Source organism: Pseudomonas sp. TE3644 (genome assembly GCF_056278815.1).
Genome location: NZ_JBWBQF010000001.1, coordinates 1621246 through 1642234, shown reverse-complemented (window position 1 = coordinate 1642234; position 20989 = coordinate 1621246). Strand labels below are relative to the sequence as shown.

Below are 20989 nucleotides of genomic sequence, written 5' to 3'. Positions count from 1 at the left end.
CAGATCAGACCACTATGTCATTGATAGTTCTACTGCTTCTGCCCTTTATCGGTAGCTGCCTGGCAGCCGTGCTGCCCCATGATGCGCGTAACCGCGAGTCCATTCTGGCGGGTCTTGTGGCCCTGACTGGCACTGTCGCCGTGGCCTTGATGTACCCGCAGGTAGCCCATGGCGGCGTCATCCGTGAAACCTATGCGTGGCTGCCCAGCCTGGGCCTGAACCTGACGCTGCGCATGGACGGCTTTGCCTGGTTGTTCTCGCTGCTGGTGCTGGGCATCGGCACGCTGGTGTCGCTGTATGCGCGCTATTACATGTCGCCGGACGATCCGGTGCCGCGTTTCTTTGCCTTTTTCCTGGCGTTCATGGGCGCCATGCTGGGCCTGGTGATTTCCGGCAACCTGGTGCAAATGGTGTTCTTCTGGGAACTGACCAGCCTGTTCTCGTTCCTGCTGATCGGCTACTGGCACCACCGCGCCGACGCGCGCCGCGGCGCCTACATGGCCCTGGCCGTCACCGGCGCGGGCGGCCTGTGCCTGCTGGCCGGCGTATTGCTGCTGGGCCAGGTCACGGGCAGCTACGACCTGGACACGGTGCTGGCGGCCGGCGAGCAAATCCGCGCCAGCCACCTCTACCCGGTTTTGCTGACGCTGATCCTGATCGGCGCCTTGAGCAAAAGCGCGCAGTTCCCCTTCCACTTCTGGCTGCCCCACGCCATGGCGGCGCCGACGCCGGTGTCGGCTTACCTGCACTCGGCCACCATGGTCAAGGCCGGGGTGTTCCTGCTGGCGCGGCTGTGGCCGTCACTGTCGGGCAGCGAGCAGTGGTTCTGGATTGTCAGCGGCGCCGGGGCCTGCACCCTGTTGCTGGGCGCCTACGCAGCAATGTTCCAGAACGACCTCAAGGGCCTGCTGGCTTACTCCACCATCAGCCACCTGGGGCTGATCACCCTGCTGCTGGGGCTCAACAGCCCGCTGGCCGCCGTGGCGGCGGTGTTCCACATCCTCAACCACGCCACTTTCAAGGCCTCGCTGTTCATGGCCGCGGGCATCATTGACCATGAAAGCGGCACCCGCGACATCCGTCGCCTGAGCGGGCTGTTCCGGCTGATACCGTTTACCGCCACCCTGGCCATGGTAGCCAGCGCCGCCATGGCCGGGGTGCCGTTGATGAACGGGTTCCTGTCCAAGGAAATGTTCTTCGCCGAAACCGTGTTTATCACCTCCACCGCCTGGGTCGAGGCCGCGCTGCCGGCGGTGGCCACCCTGGCCGGCACGTTCAGCGTGGTCTACGCGCTGCGCTTTACCGCCGACGTATTCTTCGGGCCGCCCGCCACCGACCTGCCCCACGTACCCCACGAACCGCCCCGCTGGATGCGCGCCCCGGTGGAACTGCTGGTGATGCTGTGCCTGGTGGTCGGTATCTTCCCCGCGCAATCGGTGGGCCCGCTGCTGGCCGCTGCCGCACTGCCGGTGGTGGGCGGCGAGTTGCCGGCCTACAGCCTGGCGATCTGGCACGGTTTCAATGCGCCGCTGATCATGAGCCTGATCGCCATGGCCGCCGGCATCGTGCTGTACCTGCTGCTGCGCGGGCAGCTGCGCCGCGGCCGCCTGCAACAGCCACCGCTGGTGGGCCGCCTGAATGGCAAACGACTGTTCGAGCGCAGCCTGGTGCTGATGATGCGTCTGGCCAAACGCTGCGAACGGCTGCTGACCACCCGGCGCCTGCAAACGCAGCTGTTCATGCTGGTACTGGTGGCCGTGGTAGCCGGCCTGCTGCCGTTGCTGCACTCCGGCCTGGCCTGGGGCACGCGCCCCAAGATCGCCGGCTCCGGGGTATTCGTCGCCCTGTGGCTGATCGCCATTGCCTGCGCCCTGGGCGCCGCCTGGCAGGCCAAGTATCACCGGCTGGCGGCGCTGACCATGGTCAGCGTCTGCGGGCTGATGACCTGCGTCACCTTCATCTGGTTCTCGGCACCGGACCTGGCCCTGACGCAACTGGTGGTAGAAGTAGTCACCACGGTGCTGATCCTGCTGGGCCTGCGCTGGCTGCCACGACGCATCGAAGACGCCCTGCCGCTGCCCGGCAGCGAAGGCCGGGCACGGCTGCGGCGCCTGCGCGACCTGCTGCTGGCGGTGGCGGTGGGCGGCGGCATGGCCGCGCTGTCCTACGCCATGCTGACCCGGCCCACGCCCAATGTGATTTCCGAGTTCTACCTGCGCCGAGCCCTGCCCGAGGGCGGCGGCAGCAACGTGGTCAACGTCATGCTGGTGGACTTCCGCGGTTTCGACACCCTGGGCGAGATCACCGTGCTGGTCGCCACCGCGCTGGCCATCTACGCCCTGCTGCGCCGCTTCCGGCCGCCCCGCGAAAGCATCCAATTGCCCGCCCAGCAACGCCTGCTGGCGCCCGACGTGGTCACCGACCTGGTCAACCCGCGCCACGCCAGCGATACCGCGCTGGGCTTCATGATGGTGCCCGCGGTGCTGGTGCGCCTGTTGCTGCCCATCGCGCTGGTGGTGTCCATGTACCTGTTCATGCGTGGCCACAACCAGCCGGGGGGCGGCTTTGTCGCCGGGCTGGTGATGGCGGTGGCGTTCATCCTGCAGTACATGGTGGCCGGCACCCAGTGGGTAGAGGCGCACATGCGCCTGCGGCCGCAGCGCTGGATGGGCGTGGGGCTGCTGTGCGCCACCCTGACCGGCATCGGTGCGATGCTGCTGGGCTACCCGTTCCTGACCACCCACACCGCCCACCTGCACCTGCCCGTGCTGGGCGAGGTGCACGTGGCCAGCGCGCTGTTCTTCGACATCGGCGTGTTCTGCGTGGTGGTGGGCTCGACATTACTGATCCTCACTGCCCTCGCGCACCAATCGGTGCGCGCCCATAAACCCACGGCGCTGCCCAAGCCCGTGACCCCAACGCCCGGGAGTGCCTGATGGAAGAAGTCATTGCAATCGCCATCGGCGTGCTCGCCGCCTCAGGGGTATGGCTGATCCTGCGGCCACGTACCTTCCAGGTGATCATGGGGCTGTGCCTGCTGTCCTACGGGGTCAACCTGTTCATCTTCAGCATGGGCAGCCTGTTTATCGGCAAGCCGCCGATCATCAAGGACGGCGTGCCCCAGGACCTGCTCAACTACACCGATCCCCTGCCCCAGGCGCTGGTGCTGACCGCGATCGTCATCAGCTTCGCCATGACGGCACTGTTCCTGGTGGTACTGCTGGCCTCCCGCGGCCTGACCGGCACGGACCATGTGGACGGCCGGGAGCGCGGCGAATGAGCCTGATGCCTGCGCTGCTGATCGCGCCCATCCTGTTGCCGCTGCTGACCGCCGCCGTGATGCTGTTGCTGGGTGAAAAACATCGCCCGCTGAAGGCGCGGATCAACCTGCTGTCCACCTTTGCCGGGCTGGGCATTGCCGCCGTGCTGCTGCACGGTGCGCAGCAGCAGGATCAGTCCACCGCCATCGGCGTGTACCTGCCCGGCAACTGGCCAGCGCCGTTCGGCATCGTGCTGGTGCTCGATCGGCTGTCGGCGCTGATGCTGGTGCTAACCGGGATTGTCGCCAGTGCTGCGCTGTTGTTTGCCACGGCGCGCTGGGACCGGGCAGGCGCCAGCTTTCACGCCTTGTTCCAGATCCAGTTGATGGGTCTGTATGGCGCCTTTCTCACTGCGGACTTGTTCAACCTGTTCGTATTCTTCGAAGTGTTGCTCGCGGCGTCCTACGGCATGCTGCTGCATGGTTCGGGGCGGGCACGGGTGTCGTCGGGTTTGCACTACATCGCCATCAACCTGCTGGCCTCGTCGCTGTTCCTGATTGGCGCGGCGATGATCTACGGGGTCACCGGCACGCTCAACCTGGCCGACCTGGCGGTGAAGATCCCGCAAGTGCCGGCTGCCGACCTGGGCCTGTTGCACGCAGGCGTGGCTATCCTGGCTACCGCCTTCCTGGCCAAGGCCGGCATGTGGCCGCTGAATTTCTGGCTGGTGCCGGCCTATGCGTCAGCCAGTGCGCCGGTGGCGGCGCTGTTCGCGATCATGACCAAGGTGGGCGTGTATACCCTGCTGCGCCTGTGGACCCTGCTGTTTTCCAGCCAGGCCGGCGCCTCGGCGCACTTTGGTGGCGACTGGCTGCTGGCCGGCGGCCTGGCCACCATCGCTGTCGCCGGCATTGCCGTGCTGGCGGCCCAGCGCCTGGAGCGCATGGCCAGCCTGAGCATCCTGGTGTCGGCGGGCACGCTGCTGGCGGCCATCGGTTTTGGAGTCACGGCCATTACAGCGGGCGCGCTGTTCTATCTGGTCAGCTCCACCCTGGCGCTGTGCGCGCTGTTCCTGCTGGCCGAACTGATCGAGCGCTCGCGCTCGGCCAACGACCTGCCCCTTGAGGATGACAGCGACCTGCTGCCGCGCCCGGTGGAGTCCCTGCACCCGCCCAAGGGCATCAACCTGGATGACGAACAGAAAGCGGTGGTCGGCCAAGTGATCCCCTGGACCATGGCCTTCCTGGGCCTGAGCTACATCGCCTGCGCCCTGCTGGTGATCGGCATGCCGCCGCTGTCGGGTTTCATCGCCAAGCTCAACCTGATCCGCGTGCTGTTCATCGATGCCAGTCCTGCGGCGTGGACCCTCGTGACGTTGTTGATCCTCTCCGGGCTGGGCACCTTGCTGGCCATGACCCGCGTCGGCATCCAGCGCTTCTGGACCCCGCAAGAGCGCCCCTCGCCGCTGCTGCGGCGGTTCGAATGCATTCCCATCGTCGTGCTGCTGGGGTTGTGCCTGCTGCTGACAGTGCAGGGCGAAGCGCTGCTGGGCTACGTGCAAGCCACGGCCGCCGGGCTGGATGACCCCAGTCACTACATCAACGCCGTGATGACGGCCCAGGTGCGCCCATGAATCGCCTGTTTCCTGCCCCGCTGCTGTCGTTGGCCTGTGCCCTGCTGTGGCTGCTGCTGAATGTGTCGCTGAGCGCCGGCAATCTGATCCTGGCGGTGCTGCTGGGGGTGCTGGCACCGCTGCTGATGCGCTCATTGCGCCCGCAGCCGGTGCGCATCCGCAAACCCTGGGTGATCCTGCGCCTGCTGGGCCGCGTCGGCATCGACGTGGTGGTGTCGAACCTGCAAGTGGCCTGGGGCGTGCTGAACCTGGGCCGCCGGCCGCCGCGCTCGACGTTCGTCAAAGTACCCCTGGACCTGCGTGATGCCAGCGGCCTGGCGGCGTTGTCGACCATCACCACGGTAGTACCGGGCACGGTCTGGTCAGAGCTGGCGCTGGACCGCAGCATCCTGCTGTTGCACGTGTTCGATTTGCAGGACGAGGCGCGCTTTATCGAGCACTTCAAGACCACCTACGAGCGTCCGCTGATGGAGATCTTCGAATGAGTGCCCTGCTCGACCACGCCATCGTCCTGAGCCTGGCCATCTTTGCCCTGGCCATGGTGCTGACCTTGTACCGACTGTTCAAGGGCCCTTCGGCCCAGGACCGGGTATTGGCACTGGACTACCTCAACCTGCTGGGCATGCTGACCATGCTGGCGCTGGGCATTCGCTACGCCAGCGAGACCTACTTCGAGGCGGCGCTGCTGATTGCCCTGTTTGGCTTTGTCGGCTCGTTTGCCCTGGCCAAATTCCTGCTGCGCGGCGAGGTGATCGAATGAACGAGATGCCGGTGTGGATTCAGCTGGCGGTCGGCCTGCTGCTATTGCTGGGCAGCCTGTTCGCCTTGCTGGGGGCCATTGGCCTGGTGCGGCTGAAGGACTACTTCCAGCGCATGCACCCGCCTGCCCTGGCCTCGACCCTGGGGGCCTGGTGCGTGGCGTTGGCGTCGGTGCTGTTCTTTTCCGGGCTTGCGCACGGGCCGGTGCTGCACGCCTGGCTGATTCCGATCCTGCTGGCGATCACCGTGCCGGTCACCACCCTGCTGCTGGCGCGTGCGGCGTTGTTCCGCAAGCGCATGGCAGGCGAGCCGGTGCCGGGTGAAGTCAGCAGCCGCGACTGAATCGCGGTTGTCTTGGGACCGTGTTGCCGGCATCGCGACTAAAGTCGGCTCCTACGCCGTGCGTGGTAGGAGCCGGCCTTGGCCGCGATGCTGACGACGCCGTCCTGTGGCAGCAACCGTCTTTGTGGGAGCGGGTTCTACCCGCGAAAAGGACACCACGGGGCGTCAGATACTACGCGGTGTTCTTTTCGCGGGTAGAACCCGCTCCCACAGTGTGTACCCCGCTTCTGTGGCAGCAACTGTCTTGAAACCGCGTTGTCTGCATCGCGACTAAAGTCCGCTCCTGCATCGTCCGTGGTAGGAGCCGGCCTTGGCCGCGATGCAGACGCCGCAATTGACAAGGCGTACGTGCCCTCGTAGCAGCTGCCGACAGGCTGCGTCACAGGCGGCGCGGTGAGTCTGCCACAGCGTGAATCCCTACAAGGCCGCCGCGACCTTGGCGGCGACAGGTTCCGGCACCCAGCTGCGCCACAGATCGGGATGGGCTTTGAGGAAGGCGGTGGCCGCCTGCCGTGGCGGCTGGTGAGCTTCGCTCATGCTGGCGAGCGCTTTGTTCAGGTCGTCGATGGGCAGTTTGACCTGCGCAAAGAACGTCGCCAACTGCGGGTAATCATGGGCGAACGCCGACGATACCCCCACCGACAGGATCGACGGAGGCGAACGCGTCGGCCGTGGCGTGGGGTTGTCGGCCTGGGTCAGGGTTTTCCAGGCCTCGGCGTCGAACGGCGGCTCCTGCAACTGCACCAGCTTGTAGCGGCCCAGCAACGGCGTGGGTGACCAGTAATAAAACAGCACCGGCTGGCCACGCTTGATCGACGAGCTGATCTCGGCATCCAGCGCCGCGCCGCTGCCGGAGCGGAAATTGGTGTAGCTGTCAGTCAGCCCGTAGGCTTTGAGCTTCTGGCCATTGACCACTTCTGACGTCCAGCCGATAGGGCTGTTGAGGAAACGGCCCTTGCCCGGCTCCTCGGGGTCACGGAACACATCCTTGTAGCGCGGCAGGTCGCTGACGCTGCTCAAGTCCGGCGCCAGGGGTTTGAGGCCCCGTGCGGGGTCGCCCTTGATCACGTATTCGGGCACCCACCAGCCTTCGGTGGCACCGTCCACCAGGTTGCCCAGGCCCTTGACCTGGCCGGCGGCCTCGGCCTTGACCCAGACCGGGCTGCGCCCCGCCCACTCTTCGGCGATGACTTGAATGTCGTTTTTCGCCAGCGCCGTCTCAAGCGTGATGGTGGTACCCGGCAGGGTATCCGTGGGCAAGTCGTAGCCCTTCTCCACCACCAGCCGCAGGATTTCGGTGATCAGGCTGCCGCTTTCCCAATTAAGGTCGGCAAAATGGATGGGGGCAGGCGCGGCGCGCACGGGAGCGGCCAGCAGCGTCAGGCACCAGAACACCACGGGGAGTATCACTTTCATCGGCAAGGCCTCTACAGTCAGCACCCACTGACTGTAGACCACCGCCCACGCGTTACTCGCTGGGTTTGAACGTCAACTCGCCCTTGCGAAACTTGGCCGCCTTGGAAGACGCTGCTTTCAAGGTTTTGGCCAGGCCGCCCTGCAATTGTTCCTTGGCGGCGAACACCATGACCACGGTCTGGCTTTCCTTGAAGACAATGCCTTCGCCGTCGGCCGTACTGACAAAGGCGTATTCGCCCAGGCCATACACCGCCAACTTGATCTCACGGAACTTGATTTCAAACTTCCCGCCTTCACGGCTGGGCAATACCGCGGCGCGGAAATGGTCGCCGACCTTGAGTTCCAGGCGGGGCTTGTCGTCCACCACCAGCGCACTCTCGGTGTCGATCTCGGCCATGTAAATACCTTCGGCCGTTTGTTCGGTGACATACACGAAACGCGATTGAAATAGTTTCACCAGTTTGGCGCGAAGATCGCCCAGCACGAACAAGGCGTGCATTTCCAGATTACTTACTGCCAATTAAAAAATCCTCGAAATGAAAACACTGTCTGGCGTGAGATAGACAGTTGAACTGAACCTGTCCACACCCGAAAACCAAGGCGCGGAACAACAAAAAACAAGTCCATGGGCAAGCCGTGCGGCGGCCCGCCGCTGCGCAAGACTAAAGGAAAGCATCCGCTGGGGACGCTCGCAGATAGCGACTGCCCTTGAAGGAAAAAACACCCGGACATGTCAGGCATTGCCCGATCACGGGAATCAGCAATACGCCGCAGACAAAAGTGCCTTTTCCTACATCGTGACGAAGTAAAAAGTGCGATAGCTATGCAACTCGCTCGACCATGGGGGTCAGCGTAGCAGGCAGTCGGTGCCCAGGGCGCCCCACGGGAAGGAACGAATATGCACGATTCAATGGAAAGCCGTCGAGAAAATATCGACACGCCGGACGCAACTATCGACTTCGGCGTTGCATTGTACCGGCTCAAGGGCCTGCGGGGCTACCGTTGTGCGCCGCGCTACCAAGTGATTCCGGCCGGGCGCGACTTCTTCCATATCCGCGAGGCTGCCACCGGGCGAATACTGGGGTTCAGGCAAAACCATCTGGCCGCATGCAACCTGGCCCGCCATCTGGAAACCTGCTAAAGGACTTTGTAGCGCCGCCGATACAATGGGCAAACTCCCAGGAAGTGGACGCCATGATGGACATCACCCCGGTCAACACGCTGTTCGGCCTGATTGGCGAAGATGCTGCCAAATTACGCGCCGATGCCGAGGCCGCCGCCAGCAAGGCTGCCGCAGCCAAGCGTCAGGCGGCCCAGCAAACGGCAGCCCGGCGCCGCACCCGCGAGCATAACCAGAAAGTCGCCCAACTCAAGAGTCAGGCGCGCCGGGAACTGCACGAGTTCATGGCCGCCCAGAGCGCCGAATATCACAGCGTGGCCGAGCGCAACCTGGCGCTGATCCGCGCCCGCGCCAGCATGATGGCGGCCAACATCGCCCGGGACCTGGCCACCACGGTGCCGGCGCGCCCGCAACAGACGGCGGATGTGCAGAACACCGATTCACGCAGCATCGATACCGACGCCTGAGGCGTCAGATCAGCTTGCGTTGCAGCGCCTCTTGCAGCGAGCTCTGCGCCAATTCCCGGATGACCGCGTCCGGGCCAGGATTGAACGGTGCCGCGAAGATCAACAGCGTCTGCATCCAGGTGGTGATCGTCTCGCTTTTGCGCACCGTGCCCAGGACCTTACCGTCGCGGTCCTTGTAAACCGTCTCCAGGGTCAGCACGTTGTCGAACTTCGACGGCACCAGGAACAGCGTGAAACCGGTGATGTAGGCCATGGCCAACACACCTTTCTCCTGGTTGAGCAGATGAGCCTGGGCATAGACGTCCGACTCGACCTTCTGCGTGGTCACCTGCTGGAACAGCCCCGAGGCGCTGTAGGTATCCACCAGCGCCTGCTGCCAGCGCACGGCATCGACGCCGCCCGCTGCTGGCGTACCGTTGAACTGATGCTCGGCGACCAAGCTGACGTAGACGCGCGGCTTGTGCGCCGAGTCAGGCGCCACCGGCGGCCACTGCCCCACCTGCGCCACATCATGATGGGCGTAGGACAGACAGCCGCCCAGTTGGGTCAGCATCAGCAGGCACAGCAGTCGCCACTTACTCATGGGCAGCGACCTCTGGCTTGGGCAGTTTGGCGGTGCCATCGGCCAACAGCTTGGCCACCAGTTCGCGCATTTGCGGCCTGCCCAGGGTCGGCGCCCAGTATTCGCGGTCGTACAGGCCAATGTTGCGTTTCAGGTCAACGCTGTCCTGCACCTTGGCCAAGGGCTTGCCGTGGGCATCTTCGATAGTGAGGGTGCCCGACAGGTCGAGCGTATCGGTATAGATCGGACCATCCACCCAGATCCAGATGGTCAGGGTCAACAGCGCGCCTGGCAGGTACGCCGGATGCATGCCGCGATGGCCGTACAGGTGGGTGAAGTCGAATTTGAGCACCACGTCGTCCCCCGCGGCCTTGGCCGGGAAGCTGACCACCTGGTGGAAGTAATCGCTCAAGCCCACGTACTGGGTAATCTGGTCAGTCAATTGCTGACCGATCACGCCACGCTTGGCGTCATTGAGCTTGGGCACGCTGACCACCACGTCGGCCACCTGGGCGCCCATGGGCAACGTGGCTGGCGCCTTGGCCAAGGGGGCGCCAATGGGTCCCGAGGGGGTGTAGGACACACAGCCCGCCAGCGATGCGATCACGGCCACAGCCAGCAGTTGAATCAGACTCTTCACAGCGAAAATCCTTATTCCATTTTTGAAGCCACCTTGTCGGCCGCTCTGGAATAAGGTTTAGAGCCCGATCGAACTCTTTTGCATGAAACTTTTCATAGCTTAAGCAGACCGCATTCAGCGTGCAGCACCGGCTGCCAAGGAGATGACATGGAAACCGAACAAACCAATCTGGGCACCCTGTTCGAGCAATTGGGACTGGACGGTGACCCCGCCAGCATCGACCGGTTCATCAGTGCCCACCCGTTGCCGGCGGACGTGAAATTGATCGATGCGCCGTTCTGGAACGAACGCCAGGCCAGCTTCCTGAAAGAAGAGTTGCGCGCCGATGGGGGCGACTGGGCCATTCCCATCGACGAATTGAACCTGCGCCTGCATCAGCAGGCGTAGCGGGTTTCCAGCAGGGTGGGATCGACGGCCAGTTGAGCCATCCAGGCAGTGCGGCATTCCTCGGCTTCAGCGCGGCTCGCGTAAGCGGTGCCGCGCCGCTCGCCGTTTACCAATACAACCCAACATACACGACTGCCAATGGCCTGGAGGCTGGCCGGTACGCCGCTGCCGATCATCACGGCAACGTCGACTTTGCTTTGCATGATTGCCCCCCGAGAGTTCATAAGCAAATTAACTGTATGGGCCATTATAGTGCCTGGCACTGCCCCACAAATACCCCATCCTGGTACAGCTGCGTTACCACAACGGTAACAAAGCGAGGTTAACCTCGCGCTTTTTGCGGCACGTAACCGAGCCGCAACCCGCCCCAATGCCGCCCTTTCACGGTGATCGGCACCGACAGGTCATGCATCAGCTCGCCCGTGTCACGGGTATAGGTTTGCAGCAGCATCGCTTGCTGATGGCTGCCGCAGCGCGACCCGGTGCGGTCATCGAAGCGGCGCTTGGTTCGGTTGTGCAGCGTGTCGTGGGCCTGGTCGCCGGTCAGCGGCTGGCTGAAGGCCTTGTTGTGCGTGGGCACGTAGCCTTGCGGCGTGCAGGCAATGGCGAACACCAGGCCCTCATGACGGCTGAGCAGCGGTTCCTGGATAGCGGGTAACACCTGGTCGGCGTAGCGATCGAAGCGGGTGTGGAACTTGGCTGGCTGCGTATTGGCGATCGGCTGGTAGGTGCGATCGAACAGGTCATCCAGGCTGACGCGCCCCTGCTCCACATCCCGCTCGAACTGGGCAGCAATCTGCACCGCGCCCTCACGAGCCAGGTCGTAGATACGCTGGTGATAATCGTCCAGGCCGACTTCGGCCAGACGCTCACTGATGCGCTCTGCCTGGGCTTCCATCTGCGCAGCGGCCTCGGCCAGGCTGCGGGTCTGGCCGTCGCTGACCGCAAGGTCCTCGCGCATCTGCTCCACCGCCTGGAACAAACTGGCCAGCTGCTCACGGTTGGTTTCGGCGCCCCGGGCGATCTCGCCCACCTGGGTTTCCACCCCCGCCGCCAAGGCCGCGATGGTCTCCAATTGCTCGCCCGTGTGCTCAACCTGCACCACGCCCTCGCCCAGGTCGGCGGCCAACTGCCGGATCTGCTCCACCACCTGGGCGGTGCGCAACTGAATATCGGCCACCATTTGCCCCACCTCCTCGGTGGCCGAGGCGGTGCGCCCTGCCAGGCCCCGCACTTCATCGGCCACCACGGCAAAGCCGCGGCCGTATTCGCCCGCCCGGGCTGCCTCGATAGCGGCGTTGAGCGCCAGCAGGTTGGTCTGGCTGGCGATGGACTGAATGACCGCGGTCACCCGCTGGATGTCCTCGCTGCGCTGGCTGAGGGCTTCGATCAACTCGCGACTGGCGGTGGCGCGTTCGCTGAGCTGATGCATGCGATGGATGGACTCGGCCAGCACTTCGCGCCCGGCCACGCCATGGCGATGCGCCTCGCTGGCGGCGCCCAGGGCTTGTTGGCTGAGCTGCGAGGTGGCCTGTTCGGTGCCGATCATCACTTCGGCGCTGCTGACGATCTGCGCTGCGGCCCCCAGTTGCGACTGCACCCGCGCCGCCAGTTGACGCACGGAGAAGGCCACGCCGGCGGCGGACAGGGCGTTGTGGCTGGTGGTGTGCGACAGGTCGCGGGTCAAGCGGGCGACGGGGTCGGGGCCAACGGCGGCAGGTATGGGGGTCGGCCTGCCCAGGCGGGGCAGCCACAGGCACAGCAAGGCGGCGGGTGCGGCCAGGTAGAACGGCAATTGGGCGAAGGCCGTGGCGGCAAGCAGGCCTAGCAGGGCCAGGCTTTGTAGGGCTGGAAGCCAGGAGAATGTGCGAGCTGGCGCTTGTGGCGGGGCAGTGTCGAGCAGAGATCCGTCTCTCGTCATGGCAGGTACTCCATAGCTATTGTCGTTGTTTTGACGTCATTAAACGTCAAGTAATGGCAATTGGCTATGATCACTTGGTAGCAAAGGACGAACGTATTATGCCGTTAGGCGCGGCAGCGAAAGCGCTCAGCGAGCGCACTGCTTTGGCTTTCGCTTTTGATCTTGCTGTTGCTCTGGCTTTTGATCTTGATCTTAGGCCCCGTTAGAGCCAAGGGCCGACCGAAGGCGTCGATCAAGCGGCCTTCAGCGCAGCTGAAGGAGACGGAACCGGAGACGCTTCTATTCCGGGCCGTCGTCCGCTTGATCGACGCCGTAGGGAGGGGACCCGGAGCGCAGCGTAGGGCCCAGGCTCGGGGCGAGCCCTTTTTGGTTACTTTTTGGGGCGACTGCCAAAAAGTGACTCGCCGTAAGGGCGAAACCGCCGGTGGTCGCACCCTAGATAATGGATATGTCCAGCATCCGCAGAAGCGGGATACAAACACCGTGAGCATATCCATTATCACCAGCGATGCTGAATCACCTTTCCGCCCTTACGGCGGGTCACTTTTTTTCAAACGCCAAAAAAAGTAACCAAAAAAGGCTTGCCCCCGAGCCCGGTCCCTACGCTTCGCTCCGGGTCCCCTCCCTCCGACGTCGATCAAGCGGACGACGGCCCGGAATAGAAGCGCCTCCGGTTCCGTCTCCTTCAGCTACGCTGAAGGCCGCTTGACCGACGTCTCCGGTCGGCCCTGGGCTCTAACGGGGGCACACAATCAAGATCAAAGGCCTCACGGAAGCAAAAGCAGTCCGCGGTACGGCAGGCATTTCTAGCCACAGCACAAACGCCTGTGGGACCGGGCGAAGCTCGGGAAGCAGCCGCCCGAATTATCGAGCCGTGCGCTTCCCCAGCTTCGCCAGGTCCCACAGAAATTGCAGCCAACAGCAGCGTAGCGTTTACGCCTGACGCTGGTGCTTGTCGATCTGCTCGTGACGTTCCTGCGCTTCAATGCAGTACTTGGTGGTCGGGCTGATCAGCAGGCGTTTCAGGCCGATCGGCTCGCCGCTGTCATCACACCAGCCAAAGCTTTCGTCAGCGATGCGACCCAGGGCCTGCTCCAGTTGCGGCAGGGAACGCTGGTCGCGGTCGATGACGTTCACCAGCCAGTGGCGCTCTTCTTCAACCGAAGCGGCGTCAGCCGGGTCGGCCGGGGTGTCCAGGCTTTCGATGGCAATGCGGCTCTGCTCAATGCGCTCGTGGGTTTCCACCTTCAGCGCCTGCAGCAGCCCGGTGAAGAATGCCAGTTGCTCGGCATTCATGTAGTCATCGGCCGGCATGGCCAGCAACTTTTCCTTTGTCATTGATTTCTCTATAAAAAATACGTGCATTAAGGCGAAGCAAGTAGTGTGACCGGGCAGCGCCCGACCTCACGGAATTCTTCAAGCGCCAACTGGCACTCAATTTATGAGGGGCGGCAGTCTAAGGCCGGTTTTCGCGCGCAGCAACTGAATTGAAGGTGGATTTGACCAATAACCGCTATATAAACGCAATCGGATGTATTAGGCAGCCGCAAAATACCTGACAAGCCGCTACCCAACCCGAAAAAAATGTTGCCATCACCTGCGAACGAGCTGGCATAAGCTTGCAAACACAAAAAAGCCCGCGCAGCACCAGGGTCGGTGCCACGCAGGCAAAAAGCCGCACGCCAATCAGCGTTTGAGTATGCGTTTATTACGGTACTGGTCGATCACCACCGCCACCACGATGATCAGGCCCTTGATGATGTCCTGCACATAGGCGTCGACACCGACAAAAGTGAAGCCAGATGCCATCACGCCAAGGATCAGCGCGCCGATCACCGTGCCACTGATGCGCCCTACCCCGCCCACCAGGCTGGTGCCGCCGATCACTGCGGCGGCGATGGCGTCCAGTTCATAGGACATGCCCATGCCCGCCTGGCCCGTGGCCGCCCGTGCCGAGGCCACCACCCCGGCCAGGCCCGCCAGCAGGCCGGCGATGCTGTAGACGATGATCAGGTGACGCTTGACGTTGATGCCGCTGGTACGTGCCGCCTGCATGTTGCCGCCGATGGCGTAGGTGTACTTGCCGTAGCGCGTATAGCGCAGGGCGATATGGAAGATCACCGCCACCACCAAAAAGATGATCACCGGCATCGCCCCGCGGCCGATGGCCGTGTAGCTGTCCGAGAGCATGCTGATGGGTTGCCCTTCGGTGTACAGCCGCGCCAGGCCACGGGCCGAGACCATCATGCCCAGGGTGGCGATGAAGGGTGGGATGCCGGTCATGGCGATGATGCTGCCGTTGATGGCCCCTGCCAACAACCCCACCCCTAGCCCCGCGATCACCGGCGCCCACACCGGCAGGTCGGTGAGATGCGGGAACACCGCCCGGGCATAGTCCGAACTCTGCGCCAGGCTGGCAGCCACCATGGCCGACAGCGCCAATACCGAGCCTGAGGACAGGTCGATACCCGTGGTGATGATCACCTGGGTAACGCCAATGGCGATCAGGCCGATGATCGACACCTGCAGAATCATCAGCACCAGGCGCTGGGAGTTCATCAGGAAGCTCTGGTCACGCACGATCCAGCCGAAGATCTCGAACACCAGGCCAATGCCGATCAGCACCAGCAGGATGCTCAGCTCGGTGGGCATGCGCCGACGCGAACGGTTGGGCGGCGCGACGACAGGTTTGTTTTCAGTCAGGGTAGTCATGGTCAGTTCCTTGTTCAGGCGTGCGCTGGCGCATCAAGGTGCGGGGCGGCTGCGGTAACGCCCGAGGCCAGGTGCATGATGCGTTCCTGGGTGGCGTCGGCGCGGTCGAGGATGCCGGTCATGTGGCCTTCGTGCATCACCATCACACGGTCGCTCATGCCCAGCACTTCAGGCAGTTCGGAGGAAATCATGATCACTGCCAGGCCTTCGTCGGCCAGTTGCGCGATCAAGCGGTAGATTTCAGCCTTGGCGCCGACGTCGACGCCACGGGTCGGCTCGTCGAGGATCAGCACGCGTGGCTTGGTCATCAGCCAGCGCGCCAGCAGGGCTTTCTGCTGGTTGCCGCCCGACAGGCTGTCAATGCACTGGTCCAGCGACGGGGTCTTGACCCGCAAACGCTTGCACATGTCCTCGCACAGCAGCCGCAAGGCTTTCTGATGCACGAAGCCATGGCCGACGTAGCTGGGCAGTACCGCCACTTCCATGTTTTCCAGCACCGACAGGCACGGAAACAGCCCGGTCAACTTGCGGTCCTCGGTGAGCAGGGCCATGCCCAGTTCGATGGCCTGGCCGGGGGCGTTCATGTGCACCGGCTGGCCGTCGACGAAGATCTCGCCCTGGGTGGCCGGGGTGATGCCAAACAGGGTCTCGGCGATGTTGGTGCGCCCAGCCCCCATCAGCCCGGCGATGCCCAGCACCTCGCCCGCACGCAGTTCGAACGACACGCCCTCGAACACACCCGCCAACCCCAGGTTGCTGGCCGCCAGCCGCACGTCGCCCAAGGGCTGGGTACGCTGGGGGAACAGTTGGGTCAGCTCGCGCCCCACCATCAAGGTGATCAGGTGGTCGCCGTCCAGGCTGCTGGCCGGGTACTGACCGATAAAGCAACCGTCGCGGAACACCGCCACCTGGTCGGCAATGGCAAACACTTCATCCATCTTGTGGGTGATGTAGACGATCGCCTTACCCTGGGCCTTAAGATCCTGGATGATGGAAAACAGGTGAGCCACTTCTTTCTCGGTGATGGCCGAGGTGGGCTCATCCATGATCAGGATGTCAGAGTTGTAACTCACCGCCTTGGCGATCTCCACCATCTGCCGCGAGGCGATGCTCAGCTCGCCCACCAGGTCGTCCGGCGACAGGTCGATGCGCAGCCGCGCCAGCAGTTGCGCGGTGGCACGGTGCATGGCCCCGTGGTCCACCAGGTGCCAGGGCGACAGCGGCTCACGGCCGATCCAGATGTTCTCGGCGATGCTCATGTGCGGCATCAGGTTGAGTTCCTGATGGATCATGGCAATGCCCGCTTCCAGCGCCGCCAGGGGGTTGTCCAGGGCAATGGCCGCACCGCGCAGACGCAGCTCGCCGCTGTCGGGCTGGTGGATGCCGGCGATGATCTTCATCAGCGTCGACTTGCCGGCGCCGTTCTCGCCCATCAGCGCCAGCACTTCACCGCGGTGAACGCTCAGGCGCACGTTGTCCAGGGCGGTCACGCCGGGGAAACGCTTGGTCACGCCCACCACTTCCAGCAGGCATTCATGTTCGGTTGGATCATTGGCATAGGCAAGCATCGAGGTGCACTCCACAGGCCGGGCGGGCAATCAGTGTTTGAACTGGTCGGCGTTGTCGGCGGTGATCAGCTGGTAAGGGACCATCAGGCGCGGCGCCACGGTTTCCTTGTGGGCCATTTTCACCGCGGCTTCCACCGAGGCGTCGGCCTGCCCCTTGGCGTCCTGGTACACCGAGACGGCCAAATCACCCTTCTTCACGGCGTTGAGGCCATCGGGAGTGCCGTCGACGCCGCCGATCAGCACCTTGCCTTTCTCGACACCGGCCTGTTTCAACGCCATGGCCGCGCCGATGGCCATCTCGTCGTTGTTGGACAGCACGGCGTTGAACTCGCGACCCTGGGTGATCCAGTCGTTGACCAGGTCCATGCCTTTCTGGCGCAGCCAGATGCCGGTCTGTTCCTGATCGATCTTGATGCCGGGGTACTTGGCCAGCACTTCCTTGACGCCCTTGGTGCGGTTCTGCGTGGAGTTGTTGGCCAGGTCGCCCAACAGGATCACCACACTGCCCTTGCCGCCCATTTTGTCGGCCAGGTACTGGGCCTGCATTTCGCCGGCCTTGATGTCATCGGAGGCCACCACGACCACGCCCTTGGGCTGGTTGGGGTCATCGGGGCTGCGGTTGACGTACACCAGCGGGATGCCGGCCTGGGTGGCCTCGTCGGTGATGCGCTTGGTGGCGGCGGTGTCCACGGGGTTGACGATGATGGCGTCGACCTTCTGGCTGATGAAGCTTTCCACCTGACTGAGCTGCTTGACCACGTCGCCACGGGCATCTTCGAACTGCAGCGAAACGCCATCGGGCAGGGATTTGGCCTTGGCCCCCATGGCCTCGCGCAGGTAGGTGAGCCAGGTGTCGTCGAACTGCGACATGGCCACCCCCACTTTGAGGTCGGCCAGGGCCGCGCCGCTGGCCAGTGACAGGGCCAGTGCAAGGCACAGGCGGCGGACGGGAGATGTGCGTGTGGAGCGCAGGCCGGAGGCATGCGGGGTAGAGGTTTGCATCGACGGCACCTTTTTATTGTTGTGCTTGGTATTTGCATGCGTCGCGCCGGGGGCGCGTTGCATGTGAAGTCGGAACCTGTAATTGACTCTAGTGGAAAATAAATTCCATATCAAATTAAATTAGAATTTAATTGCATCATCGAGTTTCACCACTTCGCGGCGCTGGGCACTGCGTCGCGCGGCGTCCAATATCACCAGGGCCTGCACCGCATCGCGGGCGTCCACGGGCAGCGCCTGGCCTTGGTCGACCGCCGCCTGCAACTGCTGGTAGAACCCCGGCCAGTTGCCGCGCTCGGAGGGGACCTTCTCGCGCTCACCGCCCTGCTCGAACCAGCCCCAGCGCCGATGCTCCTCCACGCCCCAGCTGTCGCCGGCGGTGGCCGGGGTCAGGCCGGCCTCGGCCTGCTCGCTCTGCACGTCCAGGCCTTCGACGCTGTAACTGCCATGCTCGCCGCTGACGCGAAAGCGTGGCCGTGGCGTGCTCTGCAAGCCGTTGCCGAACAAGTGGCTGACCACCCCGCTGGCGTGGGTCAGGGAGACGAAAAAGCCGTGATCCACGCTTTGCCCGGCTTGCTGTTCAAGCTCGGCATACACCTGCTGCACCGGGCCGAACAACTGCAGGGCCTGGTCCACCAGGTGGCTGCCCAGATCACGCAGCCAGCCACCGCCACTGTCGTTGCCCAGGTTGTCGGGCTCGAAGCGCTCCACTGCCGATTCGAAGCGGGACACCTTGCCCAATGCGCCGCTGTCCACCAGCTTGCGCACGGTGAGGAAGTCCGAATCCCAACGACGGTTCTGGTACACGCTGATGGGCACGCCCTGACGCTCGGCGGCCTGCACCAAGACCCGCCCCTGGTCAGCGTCGGCAGCGAACGGTTTGTCGCTGACCACCGCCACGCCGTGTTCGATGGCTTCCAGCACCAGGCCCGGGCGGCCCTTGAGCGAGGTGGAAATCACCACCGCGTCCACGCCCGCCTCCACCAGTTGTGCCAAAGTGTCGAAGGCCGGTACCCCGGGATAATCCGCCGCCAGTTGCGCGCGCCGCTCGGGCGAGCGCGTGACCACGCCGACCCAGGTGGCATCGGCCAGACTCGAGAGCATGGGGGCGTGGAACACCCGACCGCCGCGGCCGTAGCCTACAAGTCCTATACGCATGATCGTTTCCCCGTCGTCGCAAGTCAGTACTGGCGCGCCTTGGCCAGCTGTTCGTCGAGCTCGTGCCTGGCCTGGGCCGTGCGCGCGCTGGTGGAGACTTCGGCCACGCCCACCCGCCACCAGCTCAGGTAGCCGTGGACCATGGTCTTGGGCAGTACCTTGATGTCGATCAGGGTCGAGACCGTCTGCTGGCGAGCGTCCTGCAAGGCCGCGTGCAACTGTTCCAGGGTGCTGACCTTGTAGGTCTTGCAGCCATAGGCCGCCGCACTCATGGCGAAATCCACCGGCACGAAGCCGCCGTCCAGGTTGCCGGTTTCCGGGTTGCGGTAGCGGAATTCGGTGGCAAAGCTGTCCATGCCATGGCCCATCTGCAGGTTGTTGATGCAACCGAAGGTCATGTTGTCCAGCAGCAGCACGTTGATCTTGCGGCGCTCCTGGATCGAGGTGGCCAGCTCGGAGTGCAGCATCATGTAAGAGCCATCACCCACCAGCGCGTACACCTCGCGCGCCGGTTCGGCCAGCTTCACGCCTAGCGCGGCGTTGATCTCGTAGCCCATGCAGGAGTAGCCGTATTCCAGGTGGTAGCTATTGACGCTGCGGCTTTGCCACACCCGTTGCAGGTCGCCCGGCAGGCTGCCGGCGGCGGCGACAATCACCGCGTCGGGGTCGAGCTGACGGTTGATCACCCCCAGCACCTGGCTCTGGGTCAGGGCCGAGCCGGTCAGTTCGATGAACTCGCGCAGCACGGCCGGGTCCAGGTGGTCGCTGATCTCGGGGCTGAAGTCTTCGCTGCTGTACTGAGCGGCATACACCCGCTCGACCTCGGCGTGGTACTGGCTGCGCGCTTCGATCACCTGGTTGCCCCAGCCGGCCCGGTAGCCTTGGCGGGCCAGCGGCTCGGCCAATTGCTGCAAGCCCAGCTTGGCATCGGCCAGCACCTGCACGGCGTCGAGCTTGAGCACGTCGCCGCCGTTGACGTTGAGGTTGATGAACTGCACCTCGGGGTGCTGGTACAGCCACTTGGACGAGGTGGTGAAGTCGGTGTAGCGGGTGCCGATGCCGATGATCAGGTCGGCCTCGCGGGCCAGCAGGTTGGCGGCCAGGCAGCCGGTTTCGCCAATGCCGCCGACGTTGAGGGGGTGGCTGGAGACGATGGCGCTTTTGCCGGCCTGGGTTTCGGCGAAGGGGATGTCGAAGCGTTCGGCAAAGGCCTGCAACGTGTCGGCGGCGCCGGAGTACTTCACCCCACCGCCGCAGATGATCAGCGGTTTGCGTTTGCCGGCCAGCAGCGCCACCGCGTCGTCCAGCGATGCGGCACTGGGCTGACGACGGTCCAGGCGATGCACGCGGCGCGCCAGGAAGCTGTCGGGGTAGTCGTGGGCCTCGGCCTGCACATCCTGGGGCAAGGCCAGGGTCACGGCGCCGGTCTCGGCAGGGTCGGTGAGCACGCGTATGGCCTGCAGCGCGGCGCTGATCAACTGCTCGGGGCGGTTGATGCGGTCCCAGTACTTGCTGACGGCCTTGAAGGCGTCGTTGGTGCTGATGCTCAGGTCATGGAACTGTTCGATCTGTTGCAGCACCGGGTCGGGCTGGCGGCTGGCGTAGACGTCGCCGGGCAACAGCAACAACGGGATGCGGTTGGCGGTGGCGGTCGCGGCAGCGGTCAGCATGTTGGCCGCGCCCGGGCCTACCGAGGAGCTGCAGGCGTAGATCTTGCGGCGCAGGTGCTGCTTGGCGAAGCCGATGGCGGCGTGGGCCATGCCCTGTTCGTTGCGGCCCTGGTGGACCACCAATTGGCCGCGGTCCTGCTCCAGGGCCTGGCCCAGGCCCAGCACGTTGCCGTGGCCGAAAATGGTGAACACGCCTTCGACGAACTTGCTTTGCACGCCGTCGACTTCGATGTACTGATTGTCCAGGAAACGCACCAGGGCCTGGGCCATGGTCAATCGTGTCGTGCTCATGCTGTGCACCTTTTATTGTTCGGTGTGAGGGGGGGGCCTCGCTGGAATTTTTTGGCGTGTGCGCGGGCCAGCGCAGCCTTCGGC

21 protein-coding genes are annotated in these 20989 nt (G+C 64.1%); 9 read left to right on the top strand and 12 right to left on the bottom strand.

Annotated elements, in window-relative coordinates:
- Window positions 1–14: 14 nt before the first annotated feature.
- From ACZ9GA_RS07420 to ACZ9GA_RS07395, 6 genes are read left to right on the top strand one after another with little or no spacing between them, the layout of a single operon-like run.
- Window positions 15–2936, top strand: coding sequence for a monovalent cation/H+ antiporter subunit A (locus ACZ9GA_RS07420; protein WP_457363301.1), 2922 nt, complete (start codon window positions 15–17; stop codon window positions 2934–2936).
- Window positions 2936–3280, top strand: a complete 345-nt coding sequence (locus ACZ9GA_RS07415) for a Na+/H+ antiporter subunit C (RefSeq protein ID WP_027979560.1) — start codon at window positions 2936–2938, stop codon at window positions 3278–3280. Before ACZ9GA_RS07420 ends, ACZ9GA_RS07415 begins: the two co-directional genes overlap by 1 nt.
- Entirely contained in the window at window positions 3277–4893 is a 1617-nt protein-coding gene (locus ACZ9GA_RS07410; protein WP_457363302.1) for a monovalent cation/H+ antiporter subunit D, read from the top strand. Before ACZ9GA_RS07415 ends, ACZ9GA_RS07410 begins: the two co-directional genes overlap by 4 nt.
- Window positions 4890–5378 carry a Na+/H+ antiporter subunit E gene (locus ACZ9GA_RS07405; protein WP_457363303.1) on the top strand — a complete coding sequence of 163 codons (489 nt, stop codon included), beginning with the start codon at window positions 4890–4892 and terminating at the stop codon, window positions 5376–5378. The genes ACZ9GA_RS07410 and ACZ9GA_RS07405 overlap by 4 nt, the downstream gene beginning before the upstream one ends.
- Window positions 5375–5653 carry a K+/H+ antiporter subunit F gene (locus tag ACZ9GA_RS07400; protein WP_457363304.1) on the top strand — a complete coding sequence of 93 codons (279 nt, stop codon included), beginning with the start codon at window positions 5375–5377 and terminating at the stop codon, window positions 5651–5653. The genes ACZ9GA_RS07405 and ACZ9GA_RS07400 overlap by 4 nt, the downstream gene beginning before the upstream one ends.
- Entirely contained in the window at window positions 5650–5994 is a 345-nt protein-coding gene (locus ACZ9GA_RS07395) for a Na+/H+ antiporter subunit G (RefSeq protein ID WP_457363305.1), read from the top strand. Before ACZ9GA_RS07400 ends, ACZ9GA_RS07395 begins: the two co-directional genes overlap by 4 nt.
- Window positions 5995–6411: 417 nt before the next feature.
- Here the strand turns inward: ACZ9GA_RS07395 and ACZ9GA_RS07390 are convergent, their stop codons facing one another.
- Together ACZ9GA_RS07390 and ACZ9GA_RS07385 are read right to left on the bottom strand one after the other, a co-directional pair.
- On the bottom strand, window positions 6412–7410 hold the full coding sequence (locus ACZ9GA_RS07390; RefSeq protein ID WP_457363306.1) for an ABC transporter substrate-binding protein: 999 nt from the start codon (window positions 7408–7410) through the stop codon (window positions 6412–6414).
- Window positions 7411–7462: 52 nt separating this feature from the next.
- Window positions 7463–7930, bottom strand: coding sequence for a hypothetical protein (locus tag ACZ9GA_RS07385; protein WP_027979554.1), 468 nt, complete (start codon window positions 7928–7930; stop codon window positions 7463–7465).
- 378 nt (window positions 7931–8308) lie between these two features.
- On the opposite strand from ACZ9GA_RS07385, the gene ACZ9GA_RS07380 reads away from it, so the two are divergent.
- Together ACZ9GA_RS07380 and ACZ9GA_RS07375 are read left to right on the top strand one after the other, a co-directional pair.
- On the top strand, window positions 8309–8551 hold the full coding sequence (locus ACZ9GA_RS07380; RefSeq protein WP_457363307.1) for a hypothetical protein: 243 nt from the start codon (window positions 8309–8311) through the stop codon (window positions 8549–8551).
- 53 nt (window positions 8552–8604) lie between these two features.
- Entirely contained in the window at window positions 8605–8997 is a 393-nt protein-coding gene (locus tag ACZ9GA_RS07375) for a hypothetical protein (protein ID WP_457363308.1), read from the top strand.
- Between the two features lie 4 nt (window positions 8998–9001).
- Here ACZ9GA_RS07375 and ACZ9GA_RS07370 read toward each other — a convergent pair whose 3' ends face one another.
- Window positions 9002–9580: a hypothetical protein gene (locus ACZ9GA_RS07370; RefSeq protein WP_457363309.1), complete on the bottom strand. Its 579-nt coding sequence runs from the start codon at window positions 9578–9580 to the stop codon at window positions 9002–9004.
- Entirely contained in the window at window positions 9573–10199 is a 627-nt protein-coding gene (locus ACZ9GA_RS07365) for a hypothetical protein (protein ID WP_457363310.1), read from the bottom strand. The genes ACZ9GA_RS07370 and ACZ9GA_RS07365 overlap by 8 nt, the downstream gene beginning before the upstream one ends.
- A gap of 147 nt (window positions 10200–10346) precedes the next feature.
- On the opposite strand from ACZ9GA_RS07365, the gene ACZ9GA_RS07360 reads away from it, so the two are divergent.
- A complete protein-coding gene (locus ACZ9GA_RS07360; RefSeq protein WP_457363311.1) occupies window positions 10347–10586 on the top strand; it encodes a DUF2789 domain-containing protein in 240 nt (79 codons plus the stop codon).
- Here the strand turns inward: ACZ9GA_RS07360 and ACZ9GA_RS07355 are convergent.
- The 8 genes from ACZ9GA_RS07355 to iolD form a co-directional block, all read right to left on the bottom strand.
- Window positions 10574–10789, bottom strand: coding sequence for a hypothetical protein (locus ACZ9GA_RS07355; RefSeq protein WP_027979548.1), 216 nt, complete (start codon window positions 10787–10789; stop codon window positions 10574–10576). The genes ACZ9GA_RS07360 and ACZ9GA_RS07355 overlap by 13 nt on opposite strands.
- Before the next feature lie 119 nt (window positions 10790–10908).
- Window positions 10909–12135: a methyl-accepting chemotaxis protein gene (locus tag ACZ9GA_RS07350; protein WP_476227595.1), complete on the bottom strand. Its 1227-nt coding sequence runs from the start codon at window positions 12133–12135 to the stop codon at window positions 10909–10911.
- A gap of 1305 nt (window positions 12136–13440) precedes the next feature.
- Complete coding sequence (locus ACZ9GA_RS07345) at window positions 13441–13845, bottom strand: TraR/DksA family transcriptional regulator (RefSeq protein ID WP_457363313.1); 405 nt, start codon at window positions 13843–13845, stop codon at window positions 13441–13443.
- 348 nt (window positions 13846–14193) lie between these two features.
- Window positions 14194–15219: an ABC transporter permease gene (locus ACZ9GA_RS07340; RefSeq protein WP_457363314.1), complete on the bottom strand. Its 1026-nt coding sequence runs from the start codon at window positions 15217–15219 to the stop codon at window positions 14194–14196.
- A 14-nt stretch (window positions 15220–15233) separates the two neighbouring features.
- Complete coding sequence (locus ACZ9GA_RS07335; RefSeq protein ID WP_457363315.1) at window positions 15234–16787, bottom strand: sugar ABC transporter ATP-binding protein; 1554 nt, start codon at window positions 16785–16787, stop codon at window positions 15234–15236.
- 30 nt (window positions 16788–16817) lie between these two features.
- A complete protein-coding gene (locus ACZ9GA_RS07330; RefSeq protein ID WP_457363316.1) occupies window positions 16818–17789 on the bottom strand; it encodes a sugar ABC transporter substrate-binding protein in 972 nt (323 codons plus the stop codon).
- A 120-nt stretch (window positions 17790–17909) separates the two neighbouring features.
- On the bottom strand, window positions 17910–18944 hold the full coding sequence (locus tag ACZ9GA_RS07325; RefSeq protein ID WP_457363317.1) for a Gfo/Idh/MocA family protein: 1035 nt from the start codon (window positions 18942–18944) through the stop codon (window positions 17910–17912).
- Between the two features lie 23 nt (window positions 18945–18967).
- A complete protein-coding gene (gene iolD / locus ACZ9GA_RS07320) occupies window positions 18968–20905 on the bottom strand; it encodes a 3D-(3,5/4)-trihydroxycyclohexane-1,2-dione acylhydrolase (decyclizing) (protein ID WP_457363318.1) in 1938 nt (645 codons plus the stop codon).
- Between the last annotated feature and the right edge of the window lie 84 nt (window positions 20906–20989).